A 26,781-nucleotide genomic window follows, 5' to 3' on the forward strand; every position below is an offset into this window, starting at 1 on the left:
TCCCCATTCTTTTTCCTTCTCCTGCCGCTAAAACAATTGCCGCAATTTTTTCTTCCATGTATTACCCCTGTCTGGTACCGATCTTTAATCCTGGCACCGCATTTAAATCCAAACCACTTCTCACACCATTCATATAATCATAATATCCACATACACCGATCATCGCTGCATTGTCTGTACAAAAGATTGGTGATGGATAATAAAATTCAATTCCAGCCACTTTACAACGTTCAATCATTTTGGCACGAAATGCACCATTAGACGCAACTCCACCCGCAATCGCAAGTTTCTTATACCCAAGTTCTTTTGCCGCTTCAACTCCATGAGAACTTAACACATCTACAACAGCCTCCTGAAAAGATGCTGCTACATCTGCACGGTTTACTTCCTCGCCTTTCATTTCACATTTATTCAAATAATTCAATACAGATGATTTTAATCCACTAAAACTAAAATCCATTTTAGAATCACTTACCTTAGCTCTAGGAAATGCAATTGCATCTTTATTTCCTTCTCTTGCCAAAGCTTCAATCTTTGGTCCTCCTGGATATCCCAGGCCAATAGCTCGTGCTACTTTATCAAATGCTTCCCCTGCAGCATCATCTCTTGTGCATCCAATTATCTCATATTTGCCATAATCTTTGACATCTACAAGATGTGTATGTCCTCCTGATACAACTAAACATAAAAATGGTGGCTCTAAATCTGGATGTTCTATATAGTTAGCGCAAATATGCCCCTCGATATGATGTACCCCTACTAATGGCTTATTTTTAGCAAATGCTAATGCTTTTGCTTCTGCTACCCCTACCAAAAGTGCACCAACAAGACCCGGTCCATATGTGACCGCGATCGCATCAATACTGTCTAATGTCTCTCCTGCTTCTTTTAAGGCTTCTCTTACTACAAAGTTCACTTTCTCCACATGTTTTCTTGAGGCAATCTCTGGGACAACTCCTCCATATAATTTATGCAATTCAATCTGAGATGAAATAATATTGGATCTTACACATCTTCCATTCTCAACAACTGCTGCTGCTGTCTCATCGCAGGAAGATTCGATTGCCAGAATCTTAATCTTATCACTCATCGTATTCTCCTATTCTTCCTGAAAATCTAATGTTATTGTCTTACCATCTTTTCCAGCCTTGGCTCTTGGGAAAATAGATTTTACTTTCCCCATAAACTCTTCAGCGCGAACCAATGACGGACTGTAATGTGTCAACCACATTTGTTTTACGTCAGCATCTTTTGCAAGGTGTGCCGCTTCGTAAAATGTCATGTGCTTATATTCTCTTGCTTTCTTTTCTTTTCCTTCTTCTCCGTACATTCCTTCACATATAAATAAATCTGCATTCTTCGCATGCTCTGAAATTGCCGGAACAGGCCTTGTATCTGTACAATATGTCAATTTAATGCCTGGTCTTGGTTCCCCAAGGATCATATTACTTGTTAATACACGCCCATCTTCACTTTCCACAGTTTCTCCCTTCTGGAGTCTGTTCCAGTATTTCATCGGTATTTCATTTTCCTTCGCTTTGACAGGATCAAATTTTCCTGCTCTTGGAATTATCACATTGTATCCATAGCATGGTACATTGTGTTTTACATGAAAGGCTTCTATCTTATAGCCATCCATCTGTATTACATGCTCTTTTTCATTTAATTCATAAAACTCAATTGGAAATGGAAGTTCTGGTGCGATCACTCGCAATGAATTTACAACCTTCTCCACACCCCTTGGTCCTATGATCAAAAGCGGTTCTGTCCGCTCTGCATTGCCAAGAGTCAGTAAAAGCCCTGGCAGACCACTAACATGATCTGCATGAAAATGTGTAAAGCATATTGCATCTAACGGCTTTACACTCCACCCACGCTCTTTGATCGCTACCTGTGTTCCTTCTCCGCAGTCAATGAGCAGACTGTGCCCATTAAATCTTGTCATACATGCGGTTAATCTTCTGTATGGGAGCGGCATCATTCCACCAGTTCCCAGTAAACATATATCTAACATAAATCACCTTTTATGATAATATCTCATTTTTTTCAGTTACTCTCGGTGGTATTTCAAACTGTTTTACGATACGATCATAGCATTTCTCACAAATCCTAAATTCATGAATCTGTGTATCCTTATCAGAGAAATATCCCCATTCTTTTTTGATTTCTATATAATCTGATTTATCTTTCAATAACTGTCCACATACATTACACTTCATCTCATTCTCCTCCTTATGTTCTTCATTATAAGAAGTCGTATCTGAAGAATCCAGTGGTAATGATTGGTTATTCACTGAAGCATCGCAGAACATTAGCACAGCATCCTCAATCGGATCTTTGTAATATTTAGCTCTGCGGCCATATTCTTCAAATCCATTTTTTAAATAAAACTGATAGGCTGCCTCATTTGATTCTCTTACTTCCAGATAAATCGTTTCTACCCCAAGTTTCTGATATCTTCGTTCAAATTCTTGAAACAAAAGGGTTCCGATTCCCATTTTCCTTATAAATGGGACAATTGCAATTCTATGTATCTCTGCCTGATCAAGAACATGTTCAGCAATAATATATCCACTGATACGATTCCTGTCTCTCCATACATAAATATCACTTGTTTTTCTGTAATAAAAAGATTCTATACTTTCAAGACTCCATGGTCTGCTAAATGAAAGTCTCTCAATCTCTGCTACCATCTTAAGTTCTTCTGGAAGAGCTTTCCTTACATGCCATTCTCTTGCTGATGCACTATTTTTGTCCATGAAGCCGCTCTTCTCTCTCTCGTTCTGCCTGAGATTTTCTTAAATAATCTGGTACAAATTCATCTGCACTTTCATAAATTCCCTGTGCAAAGTAAACCTGTGCCAGTGCACCGACTGCGGCCGCTCTCTGACGGTTTGCATGTGCTGGTGCAAAAATGGCTGATTCTCCCATCTTCTCCATGATCTCATCATGATATACCGGCACACCATCTCCTAAGAAAATAACCGGTTCATTATATTTCCTCAACTGATCAAGAGTATCCTCTACGCTTTGTGCACATTGTTCTTTTAACACTTTCATTTCACCGCCTTCGAAGCGGTAAAATCCTGTATATACTTGTTTCCTTCTGGCATCCATCATCGGACAGATGATCTTAGATGTTCCAAATAATTGATATGCCAGTCCATCAACTGTTGGAACCGGTACGATTGGCTTATTAAGTGCCAGTCCAAGTCCTTTCGCCGTTGCTGCCCCAATACGAAGCCCTGTAAATGAACCAGGCCCCTTGGCAACTGCAATTGCATCTATATCTTCCATCTCAAATGAAGTTCTTTTGATCACTTCATTTAACATTGGAAGCAATGTCTGAGAGTGTGTTAATTTGTTCCCAGTCGTATATTCCGCGATCAGGCGGTCATCCTCGATCAGTGCCACAGAAGCTACCAGCCCTGAACTATCCAGTACTAATAATTTCATCTATTGTTCCTCCATCTCAATTTCTCGATAATCAAATCCTTTTTCTAAATCTTTGCGGATCGTAATCTTCTGATAATGATCTGGCAGAATCTCTTCAATCAGATTCGCCCATTCGATCAGACAGACTCCTTCTCCATAAACGTAATCTTCATATCCGATCTCATCCATCTCCTCAATATCACCAATCCGGTAAACATCAAAATGGTATAATGGAAGTCTTCCTTCCTCATATTCTCTTACGATCGTAAATGTCGGACTCTGAATTGGTTCTGTGATTCCTAAACCATCTGCCAGACCTTTTGTAAATACTGTCTTTCCTACTCCAAGATTTCCATATAAACAGATGACCTGCCCAGGAACTGCTTCCTGTCCGATCTTCTTCCCAATCTCATAAGTATCTTCTGCACAAAAACTTTGTACGATCATCTTATAATTTCTCCTTCTATTTTTCTGTTTTTTCATCCTGTTCTTTATTTTCTTCTTTCACAGGCACTTTTGAATATTTTGAAATATCCTGTCCATCAGATGCCTTCGGAGTTCTTCTTGCTGCTTTCATATGTTCTTTCATATATGACAGCATCTTGTCTTTATCTTCTCCAAGCGCATAATCTGGAAATACAAAGGCCTGTTTTCTTCCTGTATATAAAATATTCAATCCAATAACATGTGAAATCTTTAAGACTCTTGCCCATTCAATCGTTGCGCTGTCTTCTCCAAGTTCTACAAAAATACCATCTTCATTCAATGTATAATATGTCTTCATTTTATACACAGGATTCTCAATCGCCTGCTTCTTAGCCTTTACATATAACATCAGCGGATTGACTACAACAAATAATACGATCAAAACAATTCCAAATATCATATTAGACTGTCCATCTGCTGCACCCATTCCTGTAACACACATGTATACTCCCACTGCGACCATAGCAATTGTCAGAATCAGCTGAAGCCCTGAATATGTGTATGCTAATGAAAATTTAAATATATCATTTGCCTTCAATTGTGTATAAAATTTCATATTGATTCTCCTTTTCTTTGTTAATCAAATATTATACCATAATCCGGGTATAAAACCAATGATTTTACAAATACTACAGACATACAAGAAAAATCAACCTATGGAGGATCATAAAAAATGAAAGCTACAGGTATTATACGAAGAATCGATGACCTTGGCCGGATCGTTATACCGAAAGAAATACGAAAAACCATGCATATCAGAGAAAGTAATCCTTTAGAAATATTTACAGAAAAAGATGGAAGTATCATCTTAAAAAAATACTCTCCAATCGGAGAAATGGGCAGCAATGCCCAGCAATGTGCTGAATCTATCGCATCACAGCTTCCTCATACAGTCTGCATTTGTGACCAGGATTCTGTAATCGCTGCTGCAGGCCCTAATGCTAAAAAGCTACTTGGAAAATTATTACATGAAAAATCAGAAGAAGCACTGTCGGAACGTAAAAATTTACTTATGCATCGTGAAAGCAAAAACTTTTTTCCTTTTATATCAGACTTTCCTGAAGTTTTCCAATATGTATGTCTAGCTACGATCATATCGGAAGGAGATGCTGTTGGATTTGTTTGTATCCTCTCGATTGATGAGAAACTTACAGAACAGGAATTGATGGTGGCACGGGTTGGAGCTGGATTTCTTGGAAAACAGTTGGAAAATTAAATTGTGATTTGTAGGTAGTTTGATAAGCTGAAGTTATTGGTGGAATATTATAAAAAGGGTTATATGTCTGTGACGCGCTCTCGCTCGACTCACACGTAGTGGACACTAAATTCGACAGCGATGATAAATCATCACTGCTCATTAAGTGCCAACGTGTTCCTACGGTCGCCGACATATAACCCTTTTTATAATATTCAATAATTTCAGTTATCGAAACCACTAGAGATTTTCTTTCTTACGAGGACCTCCATGAGACTGGTAGCTTCTTTTTTATGTCATTATCATCATGGAGGTTTTTATCAGTCTATTTATGAAATATCTTGGCTACAAACCTTGCTTTTTTATACAAATATGTCTTGCACATCCCATGGAATCAGGATCTTGTTCCAAGAATGAAGCGGGATACCAGACTTCCTCAGCTTCTTTCAATGAAACTGTGCCGGAAACTTTTAAACTGCAGGCAGTATATTTCGAAGCTTCGGGGACAATATTATTTTCCATACACACCACCTCAAATTTTCCAATCTTGTGAATTGTCCACTCTATAGACTTCAGCTATATGATAAAAAATAAATAAGCATCGTGTTCGGTTGCTTATTTATTTTTTATCATATACTCGAAATCTACAGTTGGCCAACCAACTCACAAATTAGAATTCATGCAACACTATCTCATTCCCTCTCAAAGTTTCCTGTACATCTATTACTCTCTGATTCTTACTTCCTTTCCAATGAAGCTTTCCATCAAATTCTTCCTGTACAAAAGGTCCATCAACGATCACATCGCAATACTTTACAACATCTAATGTCTTAATTTCATCCCAGCAAAATCCTGTATATAACCAGATGGTTTTCTCTGGAAATGTTTCTCTGATCTCTTTTGCTAATACCGCAACTTCTGCATGATTTGCCGGGTGCAGTGGGTCTCCTCCGCTGAATGTGACACCTGTGATATAGTCTGGTTTTAAGGCTTCAAATAATTCTTCTTTTGCTGCCTCATCGAAAGGAATTCCTCCTTCGATATCCCATGTGACTGGATTGTGACAGCCTTTGCATTTGTGGGTGCAGCCTGCAACCCATAGGACGGCTCTTAAGCCGTCTCCATTTAACATATCATCTTTCGTAATATTATGGTAACGCATTTTACATGGATTTCCTTTCTGCAATTTCTGCCATTTTGGCATCATTAAGTCTTGTGTCTCCTTTGACTCTGGAGTAAGAGAGATATCCGTTCATTCGATCGATCTTTGTTAGGTTTTCGCTTCCGCACACTGGGCATACGTCCATCTCTAATTCTTCGTGTCCGCAGTCATCACAGTAAGCTAAGGATAAATTAACTCCTTCATAGAACCCTTTGTCCATTGCTCTTCTTACTAATGTCTTTACTGCTTCTTTGTTATAATTGATCGGATATTTTACATACTGAATCTTTCCACCATTGCATAATTCCCAGAAACGTCCTTCAAGATCCTGCTTCTCGATTGGTGTGATGTCTTCTGTAACATGACAGTGGAACGAATTGCTCACATATTCTCTGTCAGATACATTTTCAATGACACCATATTTCTTGCGGAACTGTTTGACCTGTAAACCGCACAAGTTCTCGGCTGGTGTTCCGTAGATTGCATATAAATTTCCATCTTCTTCCTTAAATTCTTCTACTTTCTCATTAATATAACGCAAAGTTTCTAACGCAAACTCGCCATCTTCTGCTAAAGATTTATGATTGTATAGCTGCTGTAATTCATTTAATGCCGTGATCCCAAAGGAAGCTGTTGCACTCTTTAAGATCGGTTTGATCTTATCATGGATTCCCAAATGTCCACCTAAAAATCCCCCTTCACAGTATGCAAGTGGATTCGTTGATGCTTTCATTTCTCCTAAGTATTCGTATGTTCTGATATGTAATTCACGGATCAGATTTAAATAGTAATCTAATACTTCGTGAAAATCTTTTCCTTCCTGTTTTGCCTTCGCATAGATCATTGGTAAATGAAGACTGACGGCACCGATGTTAAATCTTCCGACAAAAATTGGTTCGTCATTTTCATCTGCTGGTTTCATTCCGCCTTCTTTGTACCATGGAGATAAGAATGCACGGCATCCCATTGGGCTGATGATCTTGCCATATTTCTTGTACATGCTTGCAATATAACCTTCTCCGGTCAGTGATAACCAGTCTGGGTACATTGTCTGTCTGGAGCAACGGATTCCTGCCTCAAATACATCTTCTAATTTGCATCCTGGTCCATGTAGATTCTTGTCATATAAGAATACAAGTTTTGGGAATAACACTGGTTTCTTATGTCCATCTTTTCCCTGACCTTTTCTTCTGACATCTAACATGGAGATCGTTGCCATCTTCGCAAATCTTCCTGTTCCAGTTCCTGCTGTCATTGTGATAAATGGGTAGTCTCCACGGCTTGATGATACACTATTAAATTTGTATTCTAACCCCTGGAATCCCTGTTCAAATTCACGTTTGACATCTTTCATTGCTTCTTCTTCGGCACGTTCTCTGGACAATCCAAGTTCTTCGTATCTCTCGATCCCTGCTGCGTAAGATTTCTCTGCATATGGTTCCAAAATCAGTTCGATATTTGGTACTGTAAATCCACCATACTGCTGACTGGCTGCACTTAATACAATATCTCCGATGACATCAAAAGCGACATCTAATGTCTTTGGCTCGTTGTACCAGAGATTTCCCATCTCAAAACCGCCTTTTAATACTTCCTGCACATTAAATAGACAGCAGTTCATTGTATCACGTCGTGCAGACATATCATGAATATAAATATATCCATCACGACATGCCTGAATTTCCTCAGTTGTCATGAAAAATTTCTGATAGAGTTCTTTATTAAGTTCATTAAAGATCAGGCTTCGTTTGGTAGAAACCAGTGCACTGTCTGTGTTGCTATTTTCTTTATCTCCAATATACATGATAGACTGGCTCTTCTTATATACTTCATCTAACATCTGTACAAAGTCCTGTTTGTAATTACGGTAATCTCTGTAGCTTTTCGCTACCAATGGATTTGTCTGTTCCAATGCACTTTCGACCACATTATGCATATCAGAAATCGTAACTTCTTTCTTGCGCATCTGTTCTACTTTTTCAGTCACAAATTTGCAGATAAAATCAATTTCTTCATCTGTAAATTTTACTAATGCACGATATGCAGATTTATTCACTGCTACAATAACTTTCTGTACATTGAATTCTTCTTTTGTTCCGTCTTTTTTAATTACCTTGATCATAATTCTCCCTTCCCTATCAGATTCTTTTATTCTTTACTCATTATATTGTATACTAGATGTAGTATTTTCTTTTTCTTTTACACACTAGATAGTGTAGCTTTTCAAGTTTAACACCCCTATACAGCAAAGTCAATGTTAACTTTTTATTACTTTCCCTTTATCTGTAAATCCTTCCAAGAGTAAGATTTTGACTGTCCTTTATTTCCAGTTTTTTTGACAGATATTCTCCAAATGAGATTGACAATTTGTCTTCTTTTCCAAAAATATCTGACAGATTATGATCTGTTTTTAACACGTATACAGATTTTGCAATCTGCGGTTCTTCCACTAATTCTTTTATGATCTTTACATTCTTTTTTCCATTTCCAAAAATCACAACTTTTAGATGTCCAAAATTTAACTGCTGGCTTTTGTATTGTTTCCATTTTTTATTAGCATCTTTTAGAGACGTTGCTAAAACTGTCACCGATCTTGATGGTATTTTGGTCCCGGAATCGCTCTGTACTTTGTCGAAATCCGCATAAGAATAACGCACTAGCAATTTCTTTTCATTGATCCGTTCAAATCCCATTGCCAGTACAAAACTGTGATCTTCCACATCTTGTTGTTTGCTGCATCCTTGTATGCAAAATGCAATCAGTATTACCAGAAGACATAGCCTATATTTTCTCATCTTTCTTTTCCTTTCTCCACAGCATGAATAAAATAAGCGGCAAAACCAATCCAACAATTAAATTTCCGTAAATAAAAATAGAAAAATATCGCCTGATCCATGTTGCAAATATTGTCATGATCCATGGACTGATAGCATAAATTCCTCCATACGACAAGATCAATCCCGCAGTCCTTCCTTTTGAAAATGCATGTTTGATGCTTTCATTTCCATAAAATAAATAGCCGCTGAACACACAAAATACTCCTACGATCCAAAATGCGATCAAAAACAAATCCAGTCTTGCCATAATTCCTCCTGGCATTGCGACTCCCTGTGCCATAGACATCACAGGTTCTAGATCGATCATTGTAAGTTTCTTTCCAAGAGAACCTACAGTACTTACAAATACTCCAAGAAAAAGAAGCGTTAGCCCTGCAAATGATCTAAAATGGATTGCTCCATCTTTCATATCTCCACGATAAAACCAGACAAGTTCTATCGGATGCATCAGAGCAAACGTAAGGATACTTCCATTGAACATTTCCCTGCCTTTCCAGCCATTGACCATTAACTCATTCCATGATAGATTTGTCACACTTAGGATCAGAACAAAGATCATCGGTAGTAACACGAACCAGAAAATCCCTTCCATTACTCTGCCCCTTTTTGTTAATCCTCCTTGATTCATCAGATAAGCCAGTAAAATTAATGGAGCCCCAATAAGAAATGATGATTTGTCTGGAAGGAGATATTTTTTTGTAAGATATAAAATACACAAATAAAAAAAAGCTCCATTTAGTAAAAATCTTACATAATAAATGATGGCTGCGAGACGATATTTTTTTAATATATTTTCAATTGAAATTCCTTGTGCTACACAATCTGTGATACATAAATAAATTCCTGTCATCACACTTGCTATGATCACTACGATAATCCCTGAATGATATGACTTTTTCAACGCGATCTGCGGGAGAAACATCGCAGCCGCTGAAAATATTTCAAGAATCATAATTCGATTTCCCTGTCTTGCCGTGATCGTTTGTGCTTTATTTTTCATCCTGTTCCTCCTTTTGCCTTACCCTCGCCCCCTCTTTTGTAAATTCTGGGCGGTATTTCATCCGCTTTAATGGATAACGTACCATAAAATCCTGAAAAGCTGCGGATAATTTTCCTTTTTCTTCGACCATCGGATGTGCATATGGCACTCCGTAATTTTCCAGATAAAATAAATGAATAAATATTGCCAGAAACCCTAAGAAAAAACCATATAATCCCCAAAAAGCACACATCATGATCAGGAAAAATTTCATCAACCGAAATGCACTTGTAAATAACTCATTCGGAATCGAAAATGTAGCGATCGCAGTCAACGCCACCACAATTACCACGATTGTGCTGACAAGATGTGCATCCACTGCCGCCTGTCCAACAATCAGGCCTCCAACAACTCCCATCGTCCCTCCAAGCTGCCCCGGAAGTCTGATTCCTGCTTCTCTTAATAATTCAAAAGACAATTCCATCAGCAAAACCTCTACGATCACTGGAAATGGGACCCCTTCCCTAGCTGATATCAATGCCAGCAAAAATGGTGTTGGCAGCACTTCCGGATGAAATCCCGCAATTGCTACATAAAATCCTGGCAACCCTATAGAAATAATTGCTGCCATATACCTTAAGATTCTTACGAATGTCGTAATTTCCCAACGATTATAGTAATCATCACTCGCCTGAAAAAATACATTTAACGTCACTGGAAGCAATAAAACCATTGGAGAATTATCCAATACAACCGCAATCCGCCCCTCCATAATACTGCTCGCTACCTTATCTGGCCGCTGTGTCAGTTGATAAAGCGGAAATGGAGTTCTACTATCTTTTTCAAGATATTGCTGCAACATTCCATTATCAAAAATTCCATCCACACAGATTTTATCCATTTGTTTTTTAATTTTATTTAAGATATCTATTTGAACCAGATCATCAATATACATCAATGCATAATCCGTTTTGCTTCTCGTTCCAATCTGCTTCTGAATCACTTTTAACCTTGTATCCCTGATTCTCCTGCGGATCAACGCTGTATTCGTTCTCAAACTCTCCGTAAAACTATCCTTGGGACCAACGATCGCCACTTCCTGATCCGCATTTTGCACACCTCTTGTTGGGAATGATTTACTGGAAAATAAGATTGCCCTTGCTTCTTTATCCAGAAATAAGACTGTATTGCCAGATAAGATTGCCGTCATGGCATCTTCCATTGTATTGATCCATTTCCAGTCTGCGGATTCAATTACATATTGATCAATTGCTGTTCTTTCTTGTGGAAAAGAGTCTTGAAGTAATGGCCTTATGACGGATTCTTGAAGCCTTTCTGTATCTACTAAGCCGTCCATGTACACAATATATAAGCTGATTTCATGGTTAATTCCGATTTTGAATTGTTTTTGTACTAAGTCATTGCAGTTTTGCATGACCTTTTTTGTATATTTTATGTTTTCTTGGATGTTTGGGGAGATACTGCCTTTCAGTTTGTGAGTTTTTGTGTGGAAATGGTCCATGGAGTTTTTACCCTCTTTTCTTTTTTGGAGATAGTATGTGGGATTTGAGTTGATTATATACTGAATTTTTAAGTTGTGGAGTTGGCCAACTGTAGATTTTGAGTATATGATAAAAAATAAATAAGCAACCGAAAGCGATGCGGTGGAATTTTGCTCATATTTTGAACAAATCGCTGATCCGCCCAATTTCCTACGATAACTCGCTCTGGAGTTTTGTCTAAGGCCAAGGTCTTTGAAGCTCAGACAATCGTCCAATTGGGCTGCGAATTTGTTCAAAATACGGCAAAATTCCAATGCATCGCTTTCGGTTGCTTATTTATTTTTTCATATACCTAAAGTCTATAGAGTGGACAATTCACGAATACAAAACTTATCAGCCAATCCCCTTTAACATATACAAAAGACTATTGTCGTAAATCACAATTTTTCATGCTTAACTGTATTCTTTTTTTATCCATATCGACGCTAATTACTGTAACATCTACCACATCCCCAACACTTACAACTTCCAGAGGATGCTTGATAAACCGATCTGCCATCTGTGAAATATGTACTAATCCATCCTGATGTACTCCAATATCTACAAACGCTCCAAAATCTATAACATTTCTTACTGTTCCTTTTAATTTCATTCCTGGTTTTAGATCTTTCATTTCTAGGACATCAGTTCTAAGGATTGGTTTTGGAAGATCTTCTCGTGGATCTCGTCCTGGTTTTTCCAGTTCTTTTACAATATCTTTGAGTGTGATCTCTCCGATTCCAAGTTCTTCTGATAATTTCTTGTAATCTGTGATCTTTTTGCTGATTCCTCGGAATCCTTCTTTGGATAATTCTTTTGTTGAATATCCTAAATTCTTTAGTAACATCCCTGTTTCTTTGTATGTCTCTGGATGTACGCCAGTTGCATCAAGTGGCTCGTCTCCTCCGGATACTCTTAAGAATCCTGCACATTGTTCAAAGGCTTTTGGTCCTAGTTTTGCTACTTTTAACAGCTGTTTTCTGTTCTTAAATGTTCCATTTTCTTCACGATATGCTACGATATTTTTTGCTACTGCTTTGGATACTCCGGATACATATTCCAAAAGAGATGCAGATGCTGTATTAAGATCAACTCCGACTTTATTTACTGTTGCTTCAACAACACCTCCCAGAGCTTCAGATAACTGTTTCTGATTCATATCGTGCTGATACTGTCCAACTCCGATCGCTTTTGGCTCAATCTTTACTAATTCTGCTAGTGGATCTTGAACTCGTCTTGCGATGGATGTTGCACTTCTTTGTCCTACATCGAAGTTTGGAAATTCTTCTGTTGCCAATTTGCTTGCAGAATATACGGATGCTCCTGCTTCATTTGTAATGACATACTGTACTGGCTCTTTAATCTCTTTTAACATATCAACGACAATCTGTTCGGATTCTCTGGATGCAGTTCCATTTCCGATAGAGATCAGGGTGATTCCGTATTTCTTAATAAGTCCTTTGACTACTTTCTTGGCTTCTTCCACTTTATTCTGAGGTGCTGTTGGATAAACGACTACTGTATCTAACACTTTCCCTGTTTCATCAACAACCGCTAACTTGCATCCTGTACGAAAAGCCGGATCCCATCCAAGAACTACCTGGCCTGCGATCGGTGGCTGCATCAGGAGCTGTGTTAAATTCTTTCCAAAAACTTTGATTGCTTCTGTACTTGCATTTTCAGTTAATTCGTTTCTGATATCACGTTCAATTGATGGTGCGATCAGACGTTTGTAACTGTCCTCGATGGCTGCAAATAGAGCTTTTGTTGTATTTGGATTCTTCTTTGTTACAATCTTTCTTGCTAGATATGATGCGATCTTTTGCATATCTGGCTCGATCTTTACCTGAAGGATTCCTTCTTTTTCCCCGCGATTAATCGCAAGAATACGATATCCTGCGATCTTCTTGATCGGTTCTTCAAAATCATAATACATCTCAAATACAGATGATTCATCTGGCTTCTTCGCTGTAGATGTGATCTTTCCATGATCCCATGTTGCCTTGCGGATCCATGTACGATATTCAGCATCATCTGCGATATGCTCTGCAATGATATCATTTGCACCTTTTAATGCATCTTCTACAGTCTTTACATCTTTTTCTTCATTGATAAATGCTTTGGCTTCTTTCTCTAATGGCTCATTTGTCATCTGAAGCAGGATCAGATTTGCTAATGGTTCTAATCCTTTTTCCTTTGCGATCATAGCTCTGGTACGTTTCTTCTGTTTGTATGGACGATATAAATCCTCTACTGCTACCAGTGTTTTGGCTTCTTCGATCTGCTTTGCCAGTTCCTTTGTAAGTTTTCCCTGTTCTTCGATATTCTTCTTGATCGCTTCTTTGCGGTCTTCTAAATTTCTTAAATATAATAATCTCTCATGAAAATTACGGAGTGTTTCATCATCTAATGATCCTGTCATTTCCTTTCGATATCTTGCAATAAATGGGATCGTATTGCCTTCATCGATCAATTTGATCGTTGTCTCTACCTGTCCTCGTCTGATTCCTAATTCTTCTTGTAAAATTTTAATAATATCCATGTCTTCACCTTATAAATCAATTTCTATTGTCTGTCCTTTTGGCACAAACTGACGGTATTTGACACCTGCCATGTCAAACATCTTCTTTGATGCTCTTGTCGCATCACTATCTGCGTATTTATCCTGCATATAGATAACTTCTTTCATACCACTCTGAATGATTGCTTTTGCACATTCATTACATGGGAATAATGTTACATAAACACGCGCACCATCAAGAGAACCACCACCATAATTTAAAATAGCATTTAATTCTGCGTGGCAAACATAAAAATATTTGGTATGAAGAGGATCTCCTTCTCTCTCCCATGGCATATCATCATCGTTACATCCTGTTGGCATTCCGTTATAACCGACAGATAAAATTTTATTATGATCATTCACAAGACATGCTCCCACCTGTGTGTGATCGTCTTTACTTCTCTGGGCAGATAAAATGGCAATTCCCATAAAATACTGGTCCCATGAAATATAATCTTTACGTTTCATAATGTATATTCCTTTCTGAATCTATGTAGGTATATTTTGTCATGTTTCTGCCATATCGTCAACTTCTGATTTGTAATAGTGTTTCATGTATGAGATAGAAATAAGATAAGAACAAGTATTTATAATATATCGGTGGCAACGATTAGCAAAAAACGCTCTTAAAATCTGCGTGTTGCCACCGATATATTATAAATACTTGTTCTTATCTTATTTCTATCTCATACAACGGAACGCTATTCAAATCACTACACAGTGTGTATGTTAAACGGTATTGGCTAATAAGTTTTGTGTTTGTTGACAGAAGATGAAAGGAACCTACGAACACCCACTAGTGGTTTCGATTGCGTAAATTATTTGAATATTATAAAAAGGGTTATCTGTCTGAGTCGAGCGAGAGCGCGTCGCAGACAGATAACCCTTTTTATAATATTCCACCAATAACTTCCGTCATCAAACCAGCAAATTAAAATTTAAGCCTCAAATTCCTCATGTGCTGCATTCATTGCTTTCACCATGTCTTCCTGGTTTACTAACACAGTCACACGAATCTCAGATGTTGAGATCATTCGGATATTCACATCTGCTTTGTATAATGCATTAAACATACGAGCTGCCATTCCATAGTGATTTAATAATCCTTTTCCGATGATAGATACTTTGGCAACTTCCTTGCTTGCTTTGATTTCTTCATAATAGCTGTCTGGAAGGTAATCTTCTAATGCTTTTACTGCGATATCTAATTCTTCTTCTTTGACTGTGAAGGAGATATCTTTCTTGTCATTATGTCCTACTGACTGAAGGATCATATCTACATTTACATTTTTCTTTGCTAATACATTAAAAATCTTAAATGCCATACCTGGTGTATCTTCAATTCCCATAACTGCGATTCTTGCTGCATCGTCGTCTCCTGCTACACCGCTGATCTCATTCTGTTTTGATTTTACATTTTCTTTTACGACTGTTCCTTCTTCTGTTGTAAGACTTGATCTAACAACTAAAGCAACTCCGTGTTTCTTGGCAAGTTCTACAGAACGGTTGTGAAGTACTCCGGCTCCAAGTGTTGCCATCTCTAACATCTCATCGTATGTGATCTCATCTAATTTCTTAGCATTTGGTACTTTTCTTGGGTCTGCTGTGTAAACTCCGTCTACGTCTGTGTAGATCTCACATGCGTCTGCATGTAGTGCTGCTGCAAGTGCTACAGCTGTTGTATCAGATCCACCACGTCCAAGTGTTGTGTAGTTATCGAACTGGTCAACTCCTTGGAATCCTGTAACGATAACGATCTTTCTCTGCTCTAATTCGTTCATGATACGATCTGTATCAATTCTCTTGATTCTTGCATTACTGTATACAGATGTTGTATGCATTGCTACCTGAAACGCATTTAAGGATACAGCTGGAACTCCAAGGGAATCCATTGCCATTGCCATTAAAGATACAGAAGTCTGTTCTCCTGTTGTTAATAACATATCCATTTCTCTTCTGGATGGATTTGGATTGATCTCTTTTGCCTTTGCAATCAGTTCATCTGTCATTTTACCCATTGCTGATAAAACTACGACAACGTCATTTCCCTTTTTATAGTCTTCAATACATCTTTTTGCTACGTTCATGATACGTTCTTTATTTCCTACAGAAGTACCACCAAATTTCTTAACTACTAGCATCTTGTGCCTCCTAAAATTATTTCTCTTATTTTTGTAATAACCGATTCATTAAATCATAAGCGTGGGAAATGACAAGTCCTGTCTTTCTCGCTGCTTCTTCGCTGTACTCTTCCTGACCTTCATAATCTTTTGTGCTGTCATAGATCATAAATGGTATCGGTTCTTTGGAATGGGTACGGATCGCAATTGGTGTCGGATGATCCGGTCCGATCAAAATTCTGAAATCCTCTCCAGCTTTCTCTAATTCTTCTTTGACAACCTTTACAACTTCCTTATCAAGATGTTCGATTGCTTTGATCTTATTCTCGAGACTTCCCTGATGCCCCATCTCATCAGGTGCCTCTACATGAATATAAGCGAAATCGTCATTTTTTTCAAGTAGTGCTTCGACTGCTGCCATTGCTTTTCCATGATAATTCGTGTCAAGACCACCATTTGCCCCCTCAACATCAAGATTTCTCATGTTCGCTCCGACTGCGATTCCTTTTAACAGATCAACTGCGGATACCATCGCTCCGTTCATTCCAGTCTTCTCTTTAAAATCATCCAGTGCCGGTTTCGTTCCTGCTCCCCAGAACCAGATGCTGTTTGCTTTGTTTAAACCTCTCTTGGCTCTTGCTTCATTGATCGGATGATGATCTAAGATATCAAAACTCTTCTTCATCATCTCTTTTAATTTCTCCTGTTTTGGGAGATACTGCCCGATCTTCTGTCCCAGAACATCATGTGGTGGTACAAGTTCAACCACTTCTCCATGATCCCAGATCGTTAAATGGCGATAGCTGACTCCAGGATAAAACTTATATTCATCATCTTCTAATTCTTTTCTCACAGCTTCAATCAGGATCGCTGCTTCTTCGGAAGTAATCTCTCCTGCACTGTGGTCGATGATCGTCTTATCTTCATAGTCTTCGTCTTCAGATACGGTTACAACGTTACATCGAAGTGCAATATCTGTATCTTTCATATCAACACCGATACTTAACGCTTCCAGTGGTGATCTTCCAGAATAGTAAACCTGTGGATCATAACCTAACATAGAAAGGTTCGCCACATCACTTCCTGCTGGTAAATTGGATGGTACGGTGTATGCAATTCCCTGTTCGGAAACTTTCGCCATCTCATCCATCACTGGTTTATCTGCTAACTGCAGTGGTGTCTTTCCACCTGCTGCTTCGATCGGCTCATCGGCCATTCCATCTCCTAAAACGATAACATATTTCATTCTGCCCTCCAAAAATGTGTCATGTATATTTATACATCTATTCCATTGCAATCACTTTTACATAAGATACATCTTCTATCTTCTCAACATCCTGGATCATTGCCGAGACATCCGTCTGGCTGTCTTCGATATCAACGCTGACTGTTAAAAGTCCCTTTCCATTGATCGGGATACTCTGATGAATTGTCAGGATGTTTACCTTATAAAGTGCAAAAATGTTAAGGATCGAGGCCATAACGCCCGGCTGGTCATCAACTTCGATCACAAATGTGATACTTCGGCCTTTCTTACCAGCATAAAATGGGAAGATATCATCCTTGTACTTGTAATAAGAGCTTCTGCTGATTCCAACCTTCTCTGTGGCTTCTAATACAGAAACTGCTTTCTTGGAATCTAACAGTTTCTGGACCTCTAAGACCTTTAATAACACTTCTGGAACTGCTTTCTTTTTAATTACATAATAGTTTGTTTCTTTCATGTTTCGTTCCTTTTGTTCTTCTGTGGTGTACAGTTGTCTTTGTGCAAAATACTACCACAGATATTTTTAGGATGCAATAGAAAATTGAGTTTTAAAATAAATACATTACTTAATTGGAAGTTTTTCTAAAGAATACACTGGTTCTGGTTTTGTGATATTACACTCGATCCATGCCTTATCTGATGCAAAAAAATCACGAAATTTTTCATAAATTTCTTTTTTGTACTGATGTTTGTCAATACCCATACAATACCCATTCATTCCAAGCTTGCTGATCAGATAACCCGTTCTTTTAAAGTATTTTTGCTGTGTGCATACAATAAATCTCTTATTTGGAAATGCTTCTTTGCAACGATAGATCGTTGAATAGGTATCAAGTCCTCCATCATCGATCAAAATATCTTCTTCGGCTACATTACGATTTGTCAAAAATATTTTTCCTGTCTTATTTTCTCTTGCTGCACCGGATAAGATGATCTTCGGTACTTTCTTTTCCTGATATAATCTTAATGCACCATTTAAGCGGTCTTCTAGTGCATACGATGGTTTCCCACTTTTGTATACAAGACACCCTGGCACGATCACATAGTCCACTTCTTTGATCTTCTCTGTATGATCTACAGAATATGTCTGGCATTTTGCCGTCTTTAATTGTACATTGCAATATATCGTAAATAGTAAACCTACGATTCCAAGTGATACTCCCATCGCAATCATTGCTTTCATTATTTTTCCTGCCATATCCTCACCCTTTTGTTTTTTTAATCTTATATGGTTTTTATTTAATTTTCTTCTTGTTTACGGTTATTGTTCCACGCAAGATAAGCATTCATAAATCCATCCAGATCCCCATCTAATACTGCACTCGGATTTCCACTTTCAAAATTTGTTCTGTGGTCTTTTACCATGGTGTATGGCTGCAGTACATAAGATCTGATCTGGTTGCCCCATCCGTTATCTCCAACATCTCCACGGATGTCTGATAGTTTCTCCAAATGCTGCTGCTGTTTTAACAGATATAACTTTGTCTTTAACATCTTCATCGCCTGATCTTTGTTCTTGTGCTGTGATCGCTCATTCTGGCACTGTACAACGATTCCTGTTGGTAAATGAGTAATACGGATTGCTGAATCTGTCTTATTGATATGCTGTCCACCAGCTCCACTCGCACGATATGTGTCGATTCGGATATCTTCATCTGCAATCTCAACTTCGATATCATCTTTAATATCTGGCATGACATCACAGGATGCAAATGATGTTTGTCGCTTTCCTGCTGCGTTGAATGGCGAAATTCGGACAAGACGGTGAACACCTTTCTCTGATCTCAAATATCCATAAGCATTCATCCCTGAAATCTTCACTGTGACAGATTTGATTCCTGCTTCATCTCCGTCAAGATAGTCTAAAACTTCCGTTCCATAACCTTTCTTGTATGCCCATCTTGTAAACATACGGTAAAGCATTCCTGCCCAGTCACAAGATTCTGTTCCACCTGCCCCGGCATGTAACGTAAGAATTGCATCGTCCTTATCATATTCACCGGTTAACAGCGTTGAAATGCGTAATTCTTCATATTTTGTCTCAAATTCATCCATCAATGCCGTTGCTTCTTCGATCAGATCTGTATCCTCATCTTCCTGTGCCATATCGATCAATGTCTCGATATCTTCATATTTTGTTTTCAGATCATCATATTCTTCCACAACACTTTTTAAGCTTTTGACTTCTTTCATAACATTCTGGGATTCCTCGACATTATCCCAGAATCCTGGTTCTTCCATATTCAGTTCTAACTGATCGATTCTCTCTTTTTTTGCTTCTAACGCAAGGGAACCACTAAGATCTTCTAGTGGTTCCTGAAAAGAGTTTAATTTATATTGTAATTGTTCTGCTTCAATCATTTACAAACAACTCCTTATTTATTTCTTCCGCAGCAGTTCTTATATTTCTTACCACTTCCACATGGGCAAGGATCATTTCTGCCGATTTTAGCTCCTTTTCTAACATAAGGCTTCTTCTCAACTTCAGCATCTTTGTTTGTTCCTGTGATCTTTGGAGCTTCTTCTTTCTCAATCTTCTGCTCAACCTGTACATGGAACAATGCACCTGTTGTTTCTTCCTGAATTGCCTTTGTCATCTCATTGAACATCTCAAATCCAGCCATACGGTATTCAACAACTGGGTCTCTCTGTCCATATGCCTGAAGTCCGATTCCTTCACGTAACTGATCCATATCATCGATATGATCCATCCACTTGCGGTCGATAACTTTCAGTAAGATGATACGCTCAATCTCACGAAGATCGAAATCTTCAAATTCTTTTTCTTTCTGTTCATATAATGCAACAGTTTCTTCCTGTAATCTTGCTACTAGATCATCAACTCTTCCAGAAGATTTCTCTGCATCTGTTAATACGATCTTATTTAAAGGAACAATTGGAAGCAACTCTGCATTCAGTGCTGCAAGATCCCATTCTTCTGGTGGAAGTTCATCACTGATCACCTGATATACATGGTTTGCAACTGTTTCTTTCATCATATTTAAAACAGATTCTTTCATGTCATCTCCATCAAGAACACGACGACGTTCTTTGTACATGACTTCTCTCTGTTCATTATTAACTCTATCATAGTCTAACAGATTCTTACGAATACCGAAGTTGTTATTCTCGATCTTCTTCTGTGCTTTTTCAATTGTCTTGCTGATCGTCTTATGCTGGATTTCTTCTCCTTCTGGAATTCCTAGTGCATTGTATATGCTGATCATTCTTTCAGATCCAAATAATCTCATCAGATCATCTTCCAGAGATAAATAGAACTTAGATTCACCTGGATCTCCCTGACGTCCGGCACGACCACGCAACTGATTATCGATACGTCTGGATTCATGACGTTCTGTACCAATGATCTTTAATCCACCAAGTTCAGCAACTCCATCTTCAAGCACGATGTCAGTACCACGACCAGCCATGTTTGTAGCGATCGTTACAGCACCGATCTCACCTGCATGAGAAATGATCTCTGCTTCTTTTTCATGGAATTTCGCATTCAATACGTTATGTTTGATGCCACGTTTCTTAAGCATTGCGCTTAATTCTTCGGACATCTCAATTGTGATCGTACCAACTAAGACTGGCTGTCCTTTTTCATGTGATTTGATGATGTCTTCGACAACAGCATTCATCTTCTCACGTTTTGTCTTATAGATCGCATCGTCATGATCGATTCTCTGGACAGGTTTGTTTGTTGGAATTACAACAACGTCCATTCCGTAAATTTCACGGAATTCCTGTTCTTCTGTAAGCGCAGTACCTGTCATACCTGCTTTCTTATCATATTTATTGAAGAAGTTCTGGAATGTGATCGTTGCAAGAGTCTTGGATTCTCTCTTAACTTTTACATTTTCCTTCGCTTCGATTGCCTGATGCAGGCCGTCTGAATAACGTCTACCTGGCATGATACGTCCTGTAAATTCATCGACGATCAGTACTTCATCATCTTTTACGACATAGTCTTTGTCTTTAAACATTAAGTTATGTGCACGAAGTGCTAAGATGATATTATGCTGGATCGCAAGATTTTCTGGATCTGCAAGATTCTCAATATGGAAGAATTTCTCAACTTTCTTCACACCTTCTGCAGTCAGCATGATCTGTTTGTCTTTTTCATTGACAAGGAAATCTCCGTCTTCTTCGATATCCTCATTCATTAAAATATCCATCTTAGATAACTCACCGTCAGAACTTCCTCGTTCCATCTGGCGTGCTAAGATATCACATGCACGGTATAATTCTGTAGACTTTCCACTCTCACCGGAAATGATCAGTGGTGTTCTCGCCTCATCGATCAATACGGAATCGACCTCATCGACAATCGCATAATGAAGATCTCTCTGTACCAGATCTTCTTTCTCGATGACCATGTTATCTCTTAAGTAGTCAAATCCTAATTCATTGTTTGTAATATAAGTAATATCACAGTTATAAGCTTCACGACGTTCATCGTTCTCCATATCATTTGTAACGACACCAACGGTTAATCCAAGGAAGTTATGAACTTTTCCCATCCACTCCGCATCACGGGTAGCCAGATAATCGTTGACTGTTACAATGTGAACACCTTTTCCTTCTAATGCATTTAAATATGCAGGTAAAGTAGACACTAAAGTTTTACCTTCACCAGTTCTCATCTCAGCGATACGTCCCTGATGCAGGATGATACCACCGATCAGCTGAACACGATAATGTTTTAATCCGATCGCACGGCTACTGGCTTCTCTTACTGTTGCGTATGCTTCTGGTAACAGATCGTCTAATGTCTCTCCATTTGCAAGTCTTTCTTTAAATTCAACGGTCTTATGTCTTAATTCTTCATCAGATAGCTGCTGCATGGATGCATCCAGTGCCTCGATCTTATCAACTGTCTTGCTGATTCGTTTCAGTTCTTTATCACTGTGAGAACCAAATACTTTATCAAATAAACCCATAAATTAATCTCCTAAGTTTCTTTTTACATTTACTATATCCCCGATTCTTCTGCCTGTCTTCGATGACATCAGGGTAGACTTATATCAATTATATAATCTTTGTTATTGTAACACTTAACATTATAAGGTGCAAGTTAACTAATTGTAAAAATTATCAATAAAATATAAACTTTTTATAATTTTATGCATGAAAAAGGAGATCCTTATCATTAAGGATCTCCTCTATCTTCCGATCTTCTAAAATTCAGGTTCGATCAGTCCGTATGTATTTCCTTTTCTCTTATATACAACATTGACTTCAAATGTATCAGCATTGCGGAATACAAAGAAATCATGTCCTAATAATTCCATCTGTACACAAGCTTCTTCTACATCCATTGGTTTGATGGCGAACTTCTTGCTTCGGATGATTCTGATCTCATCATCTTCCACTTCATCTTCTTGCTCCATAAATTCCTGTTTGAAGCTTGTTCCATCATGTTTCTGATTCATAAGTCTTGTTTTATATCTGCGAATCTGGCGTTCAATGACATCAACAACCAGATCAATAGATACATACATGTCTTCACTGCCTTCTTCAGCACGGATAATGTGCCCTTTCATAGGAATGGTAACTTCTATCTTCTGTCTTCCCTTCTGAACACTTAACGTTACGTTTACGACTGTATCATCTACAAGATATTTGTCGAGACGTCCGAGTTTCTCTTCGATTGCTGCTTTGATACTTTCTGTAACTTCAATGTTCTTTCCACTAATAATGAATTTCATGGCTCCCATCTCCTTTACCTTTTTTGTATGCATTCATTATAACATATAATTCTTCTTAAGAAAACAAAATCTTTTTATAAATAGTGAACAAAACATATGTTTCTTTTTCGAGTTATCCACAATTTAATTTTGTCGAATTATGGATGTGGACAATGTGGATAACTCTGTGGGTAACTTATTTTTGGCTAAAATATGCCATTTCTGTATGTTGATAACTTTGTGGGTATTTTGTTAGCAATATGTGTGTAATTTTTCCATAAAAAAATCAACCTGCTTTTTGTTATACAACTAGCACAAATCGTCAAAAAGCGGTTGATTTTTAATTTATGAGTCACTATTAAAAAATGGCTTAAATTGTCTGAAAATTAGGAATTCTGGAGATATCGCTCGACAGAGTACACGCAATTTGCCCCGTCGGACACTGCAGTCACTACCTGTCGCAGATTTTTGCTTCTTCCATCCCCTGCTACGAAGATTCCCGGAATATTTGTAACACCGTCTTCTCCTGCAATAATATATCCTTTTTCATCTGTTGATAACTTTCCAGATAAAAGTTTGGAAGCTGGTTTTGTCCCAACTGCGATAAAGATTCCATCAACATCTAGTGACTTATCCACATGGTTATCTACATCTTGTAGTTGTATACTTTGAACAACCTCATCACCCTCGATTTTTGTCACGATCGTATTCCATAAAATTTCAATCTTATCGTTCTTCTTTACTTCATCCTGAAGGATCTTTGCACCTCGAAATTCATCTCTTCGATGGATCAGGTAAACCTTTTCACACATACGGCTTAGAAATAATGCATCTTCTAATGCAACATTTCCACCACCAACAACTGCTGTGACCTTATTTCTGAAAAATGCTCCATCACATGTTGCACAGTAGGATACTCCCATTCCTTTTAGTTTTTCTTCGCCTTCAACTCCTAACGTCTGATGGACTGCTCCGGTTGCAAGGATGATCGTCTTTGTTTTAAGAATATCACCATTTTTCAAGATAATCTCTTTGATCTCATTGTCTGCATTAATTTCTTTTACTTCCGCTGTAATGCTTTCGACTCCCAGTTCTTTGGCATGTTCCGAAAATTTCATTCCAAGATCCATTCCATTAGTCTTTGGAATTCCTGGATAGTTGTCGACTTCATACGTCTGTACAACCTGACCTCCTGGCATATATTCTTTCTCGATCACAATAAAATCAAGCATAGCTCTCTGTGCGTAGATTGCTGCTGACATTCCGGCTGGTCCAGAACCTATGATCACTAAATCGTATATTTTCATAATTTTCATCTCCTTATAAAATTTCCTACTCGCTGGCATGCAGATGTAAAAAGTATCTGCATATGCTCTGCAAAAAATCCCTTCTTCTGCATTCCGAATGATTATTTACATAATCTTCCATGATCTTCTTCTCCTGCAGAACAAAGGCTGTATATAGGAAGTCTATATTATATTTTGTATCTCAATAAATGATGTTGAGTGCTCCATCCATAAAAAACTCTTGCTGTTTCTCCCCTTTGTATTTATTTTTATCTTTCTTATTTGTATGTTAGTTTTAATAAAACTCCACTGTATCTTGGAAGTGTGATCGTCAATTCACTGTTCTTGCCTTTTTTCTTTAAATGGATATTTTCTTTGCGTTTCTTCATCGTTCCACCATACTGTTCCCATTCAGTATGTAACAAGGTTCTTCTTGTATAATGGCCTTCAAGTATTAATTTATAATCTTCCTGTTCTTTGTCAGAGAAATTAAAGATTCCAACGATCATATGGTCAGCTGTCTTTCTTCCGATCGCATAGATACATCTCTCTTCCTGATGACAGTCAAGCCATTCAAAGTTTTCCTTATGGTAGTCGTAATGGAATGCTTTTTCTTTCTTATAAATGTCATTTAATTTGATCATATATTTATGGAAAGCATCATGGATCGGATATTTTAAGATTATCCAGTCCTGTTCCTTTGCCTCGCTCCATTCCCTTAACTGACCAAATTCATTTCCCATGAAGTTTAATTTCTTGCCGGGATGGATCATCATATACATATACATTGCCCTTGCCTGTGGAAATTTGTCTTCGTAATCTCCGTACATTTTCTGTAAGATCGTTGCCTTACCATGGACAACTTCATCATGGCAGTATTCCAGCATATAACGTTCATTCCAGAAATATACCATGGAAAATGTCAGCTTATGATAATCACGGCTTCGGTATTCTGGCCCGGTCTGGAAATATTCCAAGGTATCGTGCATCCATCCTAAATCCCATTTGTAATCGAATCCTAAACCACCTTTCCATACAGGTTCTGTCACTCCGGGATATGAGGTAGAATCTTCTGCGATCAGCATAGCTGTTGGATGGCGTTGTTTTAAACCTAAATTCAATGCTTTTAGAAAGTCAATTGCTGTGTCATTGACTCCTCTGTTTTCATCTCCCTGCCAGTAGATCAGACGGCTCACTGCGTCCATACGGATTCCATCAAAATGATATTCTTCCAGCCAGTAGTTAGCAGCTGATTGTAAGAAACACTGGACTTCTCTTCTGGAATGAATAAAGTTGCAGCTTCCCCATTCACTCTCCCCAGTGTCTTTATTATCATATTCATATAGCGGTGTTCCATCATATAATTTCAATCCGTATCCATCCACTGCAAAATGAACTGGTACAAAATCCATGATGACTCCAATTCCCGCCTGATGCATCATATCAACAAATTTCATTAATTTATCCGGGGTTCCATAACGCTTGGTCGGTGCGAAAAATCCAGTATTCTGATATCCCCATGATCCGTCAAATGGATGTTCAGATAACGGCATTAATTCTACATGGGTATAGTTATTCTTCTTTAAATAAGGCACAAGCATCTCGGCAATCTCGTCATACTGATACCAGCCATTTTCATCCTTTTCGTTCATTCGCCACGATCCCATATGCATCTCATAGACATTGACAGCATCTTCCATGCCAACACTTCTCATCTGCATCCATGAATCATCATGAAACTGATATGTCGTAATGTCACGAATAATAGAACATGCTCCTGGTCTTAATTCCATCTCAAATCCATAAGGATCACAATGTTCCTGCCTATTTCCATCAGGTCCGTAGATGCAGTATTTGTACATCTGGCCTTCCTTGGCTTTGTCTGAGTAGAATAAAAAGAAACCGCTTTGTGCGTCCTGTTCCATAAATTCTTCATTCCAGTCATTAAATTCTCCAATGATCGATATCCTGGAGGCTCTTGGTGCATAGGTTACAAAACGGATCTTGTCACCGTCTTTATGTGCACCCATATAACGATATGCGTCAAATAATTTTCCATCATAAAAATCTTGCCGGTTCATGTCTGTGCCTCCTTTTATCCTACAACTGTTGTTTTTCATTCATATGTATATTATAATAAATATATGTATATAGAACAACCACAAAAATAGAGTTTTTGGCGGGTATCAAACATTTTTTATTGTTTTGTAGATTATC

25 protein-coding genes (1 of these 25 cut by a window edge) are annotated in these 26,781 nt (G+C 38.0%); 1 reads left to right on the top strand and 24 read right to left on the bottom strand.

The window, feature by feature from the left end; genetic code table 11:
• The 7 genes in view from ispD to OCV53_RS07885 are tightly spaced (at most 16 nt apart) and all read right to left on the bottom strand, a layout consistent with a single transcriptional unit that may run on beyond the window.
• Nucleotides 1-58, bottom strand: the 5' portion of a protein-coding gene (ispD, locus tag OCV53_RS07855; RefSeq protein WP_055197540.1) for a 2-C-methyl-D-erythritol 4-phosphate cytidylyltransferase. 731 nt of this gene lie to the left of the window's left edge; only the first 58 of its 789 coding nucleotides appear in the window; its start codon is at nucleotides 56-58; the stop codon falls past the left edge of the window.
• 3 nt (nucleotides 59-61) lie between these two features.
• On the bottom strand, nucleotides 62-1,090 hold the full coding sequence (tsaD, locus tag OCV53_RS07860; protein WP_055197542.1) for a tRNA (adenosine(37)-N6)-threonylcarbamoyltransferase complex transferase subunit TsaD: 1,029 nt from the start codon (nucleotides 1,088-1,090) through the stop codon (nucleotides 62-64).
• A gap of 9 nt (nucleotides 1,091-1,099) precedes the next feature.
• A complete protein-coding gene (locus OCV53_RS07865; RefSeq protein ID WP_022374177.1) occupies nucleotides 1,100-2,014 on the bottom strand; it encodes a ribonuclease Z in 915 nt (304 codons plus the stop codon).
• Between the two features lie 10 nt (nucleotides 2,015-2,024).
• Nucleotides 2,025-2,759: a ribosomal protein S18-alanine N-acetyltransferase gene (rimI, locus tag OCV53_RS07870; protein WP_055197544.1), complete on the bottom strand. Its 735-nt coding sequence runs from the start codon at nucleotides 2,757-2,759 to the stop codon at nucleotides 2,025-2,027.
• The gene (gene tsaB, locus OCV53_RS07875; protein ID WP_022374175.1) at nucleotides 2,746-3,456 is read right to left on the bottom strand and encodes a tRNA (adenosine(37)-N6)-threonylcarbamoyltransferase complex dimerization subunit type 1 TsaB; all 711 of its coding nucleotides are present in this window, start codon (nucleotides 3,454-3,456) and stop codon (nucleotides 2,746-2,748) included. Before tsaB ends, rimI begins: the two co-directional genes overlap by 14 nt.
• Nucleotides 3,457-3,882 (bottom strand): tRNA (adenosine(37)-N6)-threonylcarbamoyltransferase complex ATPase subunit type 1 TsaE, encoded by a 426-nt coding sequence (gene tsaE / locus OCV53_RS07880; protein ID WP_022374174.1) that lies wholly within the window; start codon nucleotides 3,880-3,882, stop codon nucleotides 3,457-3,459.
• Nucleotides 3,883-3,898: 16 nt separating this feature from the next.
• A complete protein-coding gene (locus OCV53_RS07885; protein ID WP_055197546.1) occupies nucleotides 3,899-4,477 on the bottom strand; it encodes a YcxB family protein in 579 nt (192 codons plus the stop codon).
• 117 nt (nucleotides 4,478-4,594) lie between these two features.
• Here OCV53_RS07885 and OCV53_RS07890 point away from each other — a divergent pair, with 117 nt between their 5' ends.
• A complete protein-coding gene (locus tag OCV53_RS07890) occupies nucleotides 4,595-5,137 on the top strand; it encodes a stage V sporulation T C-terminal domain-containing protein (protein ID WP_055197549.1) in 543 nt (180 codons plus the stop codon).
• A 324-nt stretch (nucleotides 5,138-5,461) separates the two neighbouring features.
• Here OCV53_RS07890 and OCV53_RS07895 read toward each other — a convergent pair whose 3' ends face one another.
• The 17 genes from OCV53_RS07895 to glgB form a co-directional block, all read right to left on the bottom strand.
• Nucleotides 5,462-5,638 (bottom strand): hypothetical protein, encoded by a 177-nt coding sequence (locus OCV53_RS07895; protein ID WP_155492459.1) that lies wholly within the window; start codon nucleotides 5,636-5,638, stop codon nucleotides 5,462-5,464.
• A gap of 148 nt (nucleotides 5,639-5,786) precedes the next feature.
• Nucleotides 5,787-6,278 (bottom strand): anaerobic ribonucleoside-triphosphate reductase activating protein, encoded by a 492-nt coding sequence (gene nrdG, locus OCV53_RS07900; protein ID WP_055197804.1) that lies wholly within the window; start codon nucleotides 6,276-6,278, stop codon nucleotides 5,787-5,789.
• Between the two features lies 1 nt (nucleotide 6,279).
• On the bottom strand, nucleotides 6,280-8,400 hold the full coding sequence (gene nrdD / locus OCV53_RS07905; protein WP_055197551.1) for an anaerobic ribonucleoside-triphosphate reductase: 2,121 nt from the start codon (nucleotides 8,398-8,400) through the stop codon (nucleotides 6,280-6,282).
• A gap of 157 nt (nucleotides 8,401-8,557) precedes the next feature.
• On the bottom strand, nucleotides 8,558-9,073 hold the full coding sequence (locus OCV53_RS07910; RefSeq protein WP_022375364.1) for a Ger(x)C family spore germination protein: 516 nt from the start codon (nucleotides 9,071-9,073) through the stop codon (nucleotides 8,558-8,560).
• Nucleotides 9,060-10,115 (bottom strand): GerAB/ArcD/ProY family transporter, encoded by a 1,056-nt coding sequence (locus tag OCV53_RS07915; protein ID WP_055197553.1) that lies wholly within the window; start codon nucleotides 10,113-10,115, stop codon nucleotides 9,060-9,062. The genes OCV53_RS07910 and OCV53_RS07915 overlap by 14 nt, the downstream gene beginning before the upstream one ends.
• Nucleotides 10,105-11,616 carry a spore germination protein gene (locus OCV53_RS07920; protein ID WP_055197556.1) on the bottom strand — a complete coding sequence of 504 codons (1,512 nt, stop codon included), beginning with the start codon at nucleotides 11,614-11,616 and terminating at the stop codon, nucleotides 10,105-10,107. Before OCV53_RS07920 ends, OCV53_RS07915 begins: the two co-directional genes overlap by 11 nt.
• Before the next feature lie 404 nt (nucleotides 11,617-12,020).
• Nucleotides 12,021-14,177: a Tex family protein gene (locus tag OCV53_RS07925; protein WP_022375367.1), complete on the bottom strand. Its 2,157-nt coding sequence runs from the start codon at nucleotides 14,175-14,177 to the stop codon at nucleotides 12,021-12,023.
• 9 nt (nucleotides 14,178-14,186) lie between these two features.
• Entirely contained in the window at nucleotides 14,187-14,666 is a 480-nt protein-coding gene (locus OCV53_RS07930) for a deoxycytidylate deaminase (RefSeq protein WP_022375368.1), read from the bottom strand.
• A 470-nt stretch (nucleotides 14,667-15,136) separates the two neighbouring features.
• A complete protein-coding gene (locus OCV53_RS07935) occupies nucleotides 15,137-16,339 on the bottom strand; it encodes an aspartate kinase (RefSeq protein WP_055197558.1) in 1,203 nt (400 codons plus the stop codon).
• 25 nt (nucleotides 16,340-16,364) lie between these two features.
• Complete coding sequence (locus OCV53_RS07940) at nucleotides 16,365-17,564, bottom strand: cofactor-independent phosphoglycerate mutase (RefSeq protein WP_022374864.1); 1,200 nt, start codon at nucleotides 17,562-17,564, stop codon at nucleotides 16,365-16,367.
• 37 nt (nucleotides 17,565-17,601) lie between these two features.
• Complete coding sequence (locus OCV53_RS07945) at nucleotides 17,602-18,042, bottom strand: ACT domain-containing protein (RefSeq protein ID WP_022374865.1); 441 nt, start codon at nucleotides 18,040-18,042, stop codon at nucleotides 17,602-17,604.
• A gap of 105 nt (nucleotides 18,043-18,147) precedes the next feature.
• Entirely contained in the window at nucleotides 18,148-18,783 is a 636-nt protein-coding gene (locus OCV53_RS07950; protein WP_055197560.1) for a SanA/YdcF family protein, read from the bottom strand.
• A gap of 41 nt (nucleotides 18,784-18,824) precedes the next feature.
• Nucleotides 18,825-19,946, bottom strand: a complete 1,122-nt coding sequence (prfB, locus tag OCV53_RS07955; RefSeq protein ID WP_055197562.1) for a peptide chain release factor 2 — start codon at nucleotides 19,944-19,946, stop codon at nucleotides 18,825-18,827.
• A gap of 14 nt (nucleotides 19,947-19,960) precedes the next feature.
• On the bottom strand, nucleotides 19,961-22,531 hold the full coding sequence (gene secA, locus OCV53_RS07960) for a preprotein translocase subunit SecA (protein WP_055197563.1): 2,571 nt from the start codon (nucleotides 22,529-22,531) through the stop codon (nucleotides 19,961-19,963).
• 237 nt (nucleotides 22,532-22,768) lie between these two features.
• Nucleotides 22,769-23,299: a ribosome hibernation-promoting factor, HPF/YfiA family gene (gene hpf, locus OCV53_RS07965; protein ID WP_055197565.1), complete on the bottom strand. Its 531-nt coding sequence runs from the start codon at nucleotides 23,297-23,299 to the stop codon at nucleotides 22,769-22,771.
• A 365-nt stretch (nucleotides 23,300-23,664) separates the two neighbouring features.
• Complete coding sequence (trxB, locus tag OCV53_RS07970; protein ID WP_055197567.1) at nucleotides 23,665-24,585, bottom strand: thioredoxin-disulfide reductase; 921 nt, start codon at nucleotides 24,583-24,585, stop codon at nucleotides 23,665-23,667.
• 257 nt (nucleotides 24,586-24,842) lie between these two features.
• Nucleotides 24,843-26,645: a 1,4-alpha-glucan branching protein GlgB gene (gene glgB, locus OCV53_RS07975; RefSeq protein WP_055197568.1), complete on the bottom strand. Its 1,803-nt coding sequence runs from the start codon at nucleotides 26,643-26,645 to the stop codon at nucleotides 24,843-24,845.
• Nucleotides 26,646-26,781: the final 136 nt, after the last annotated feature.

Source organism: Anaerostipes amylophilus (genome assembly GCF_025567365.1).
GTDB classification, from domain to species: Bacteria; Bacillota; Clostridia; order Lachnospirales; family Lachnospiraceae; genus Anaerostipes; species Anaerostipes amylophilus.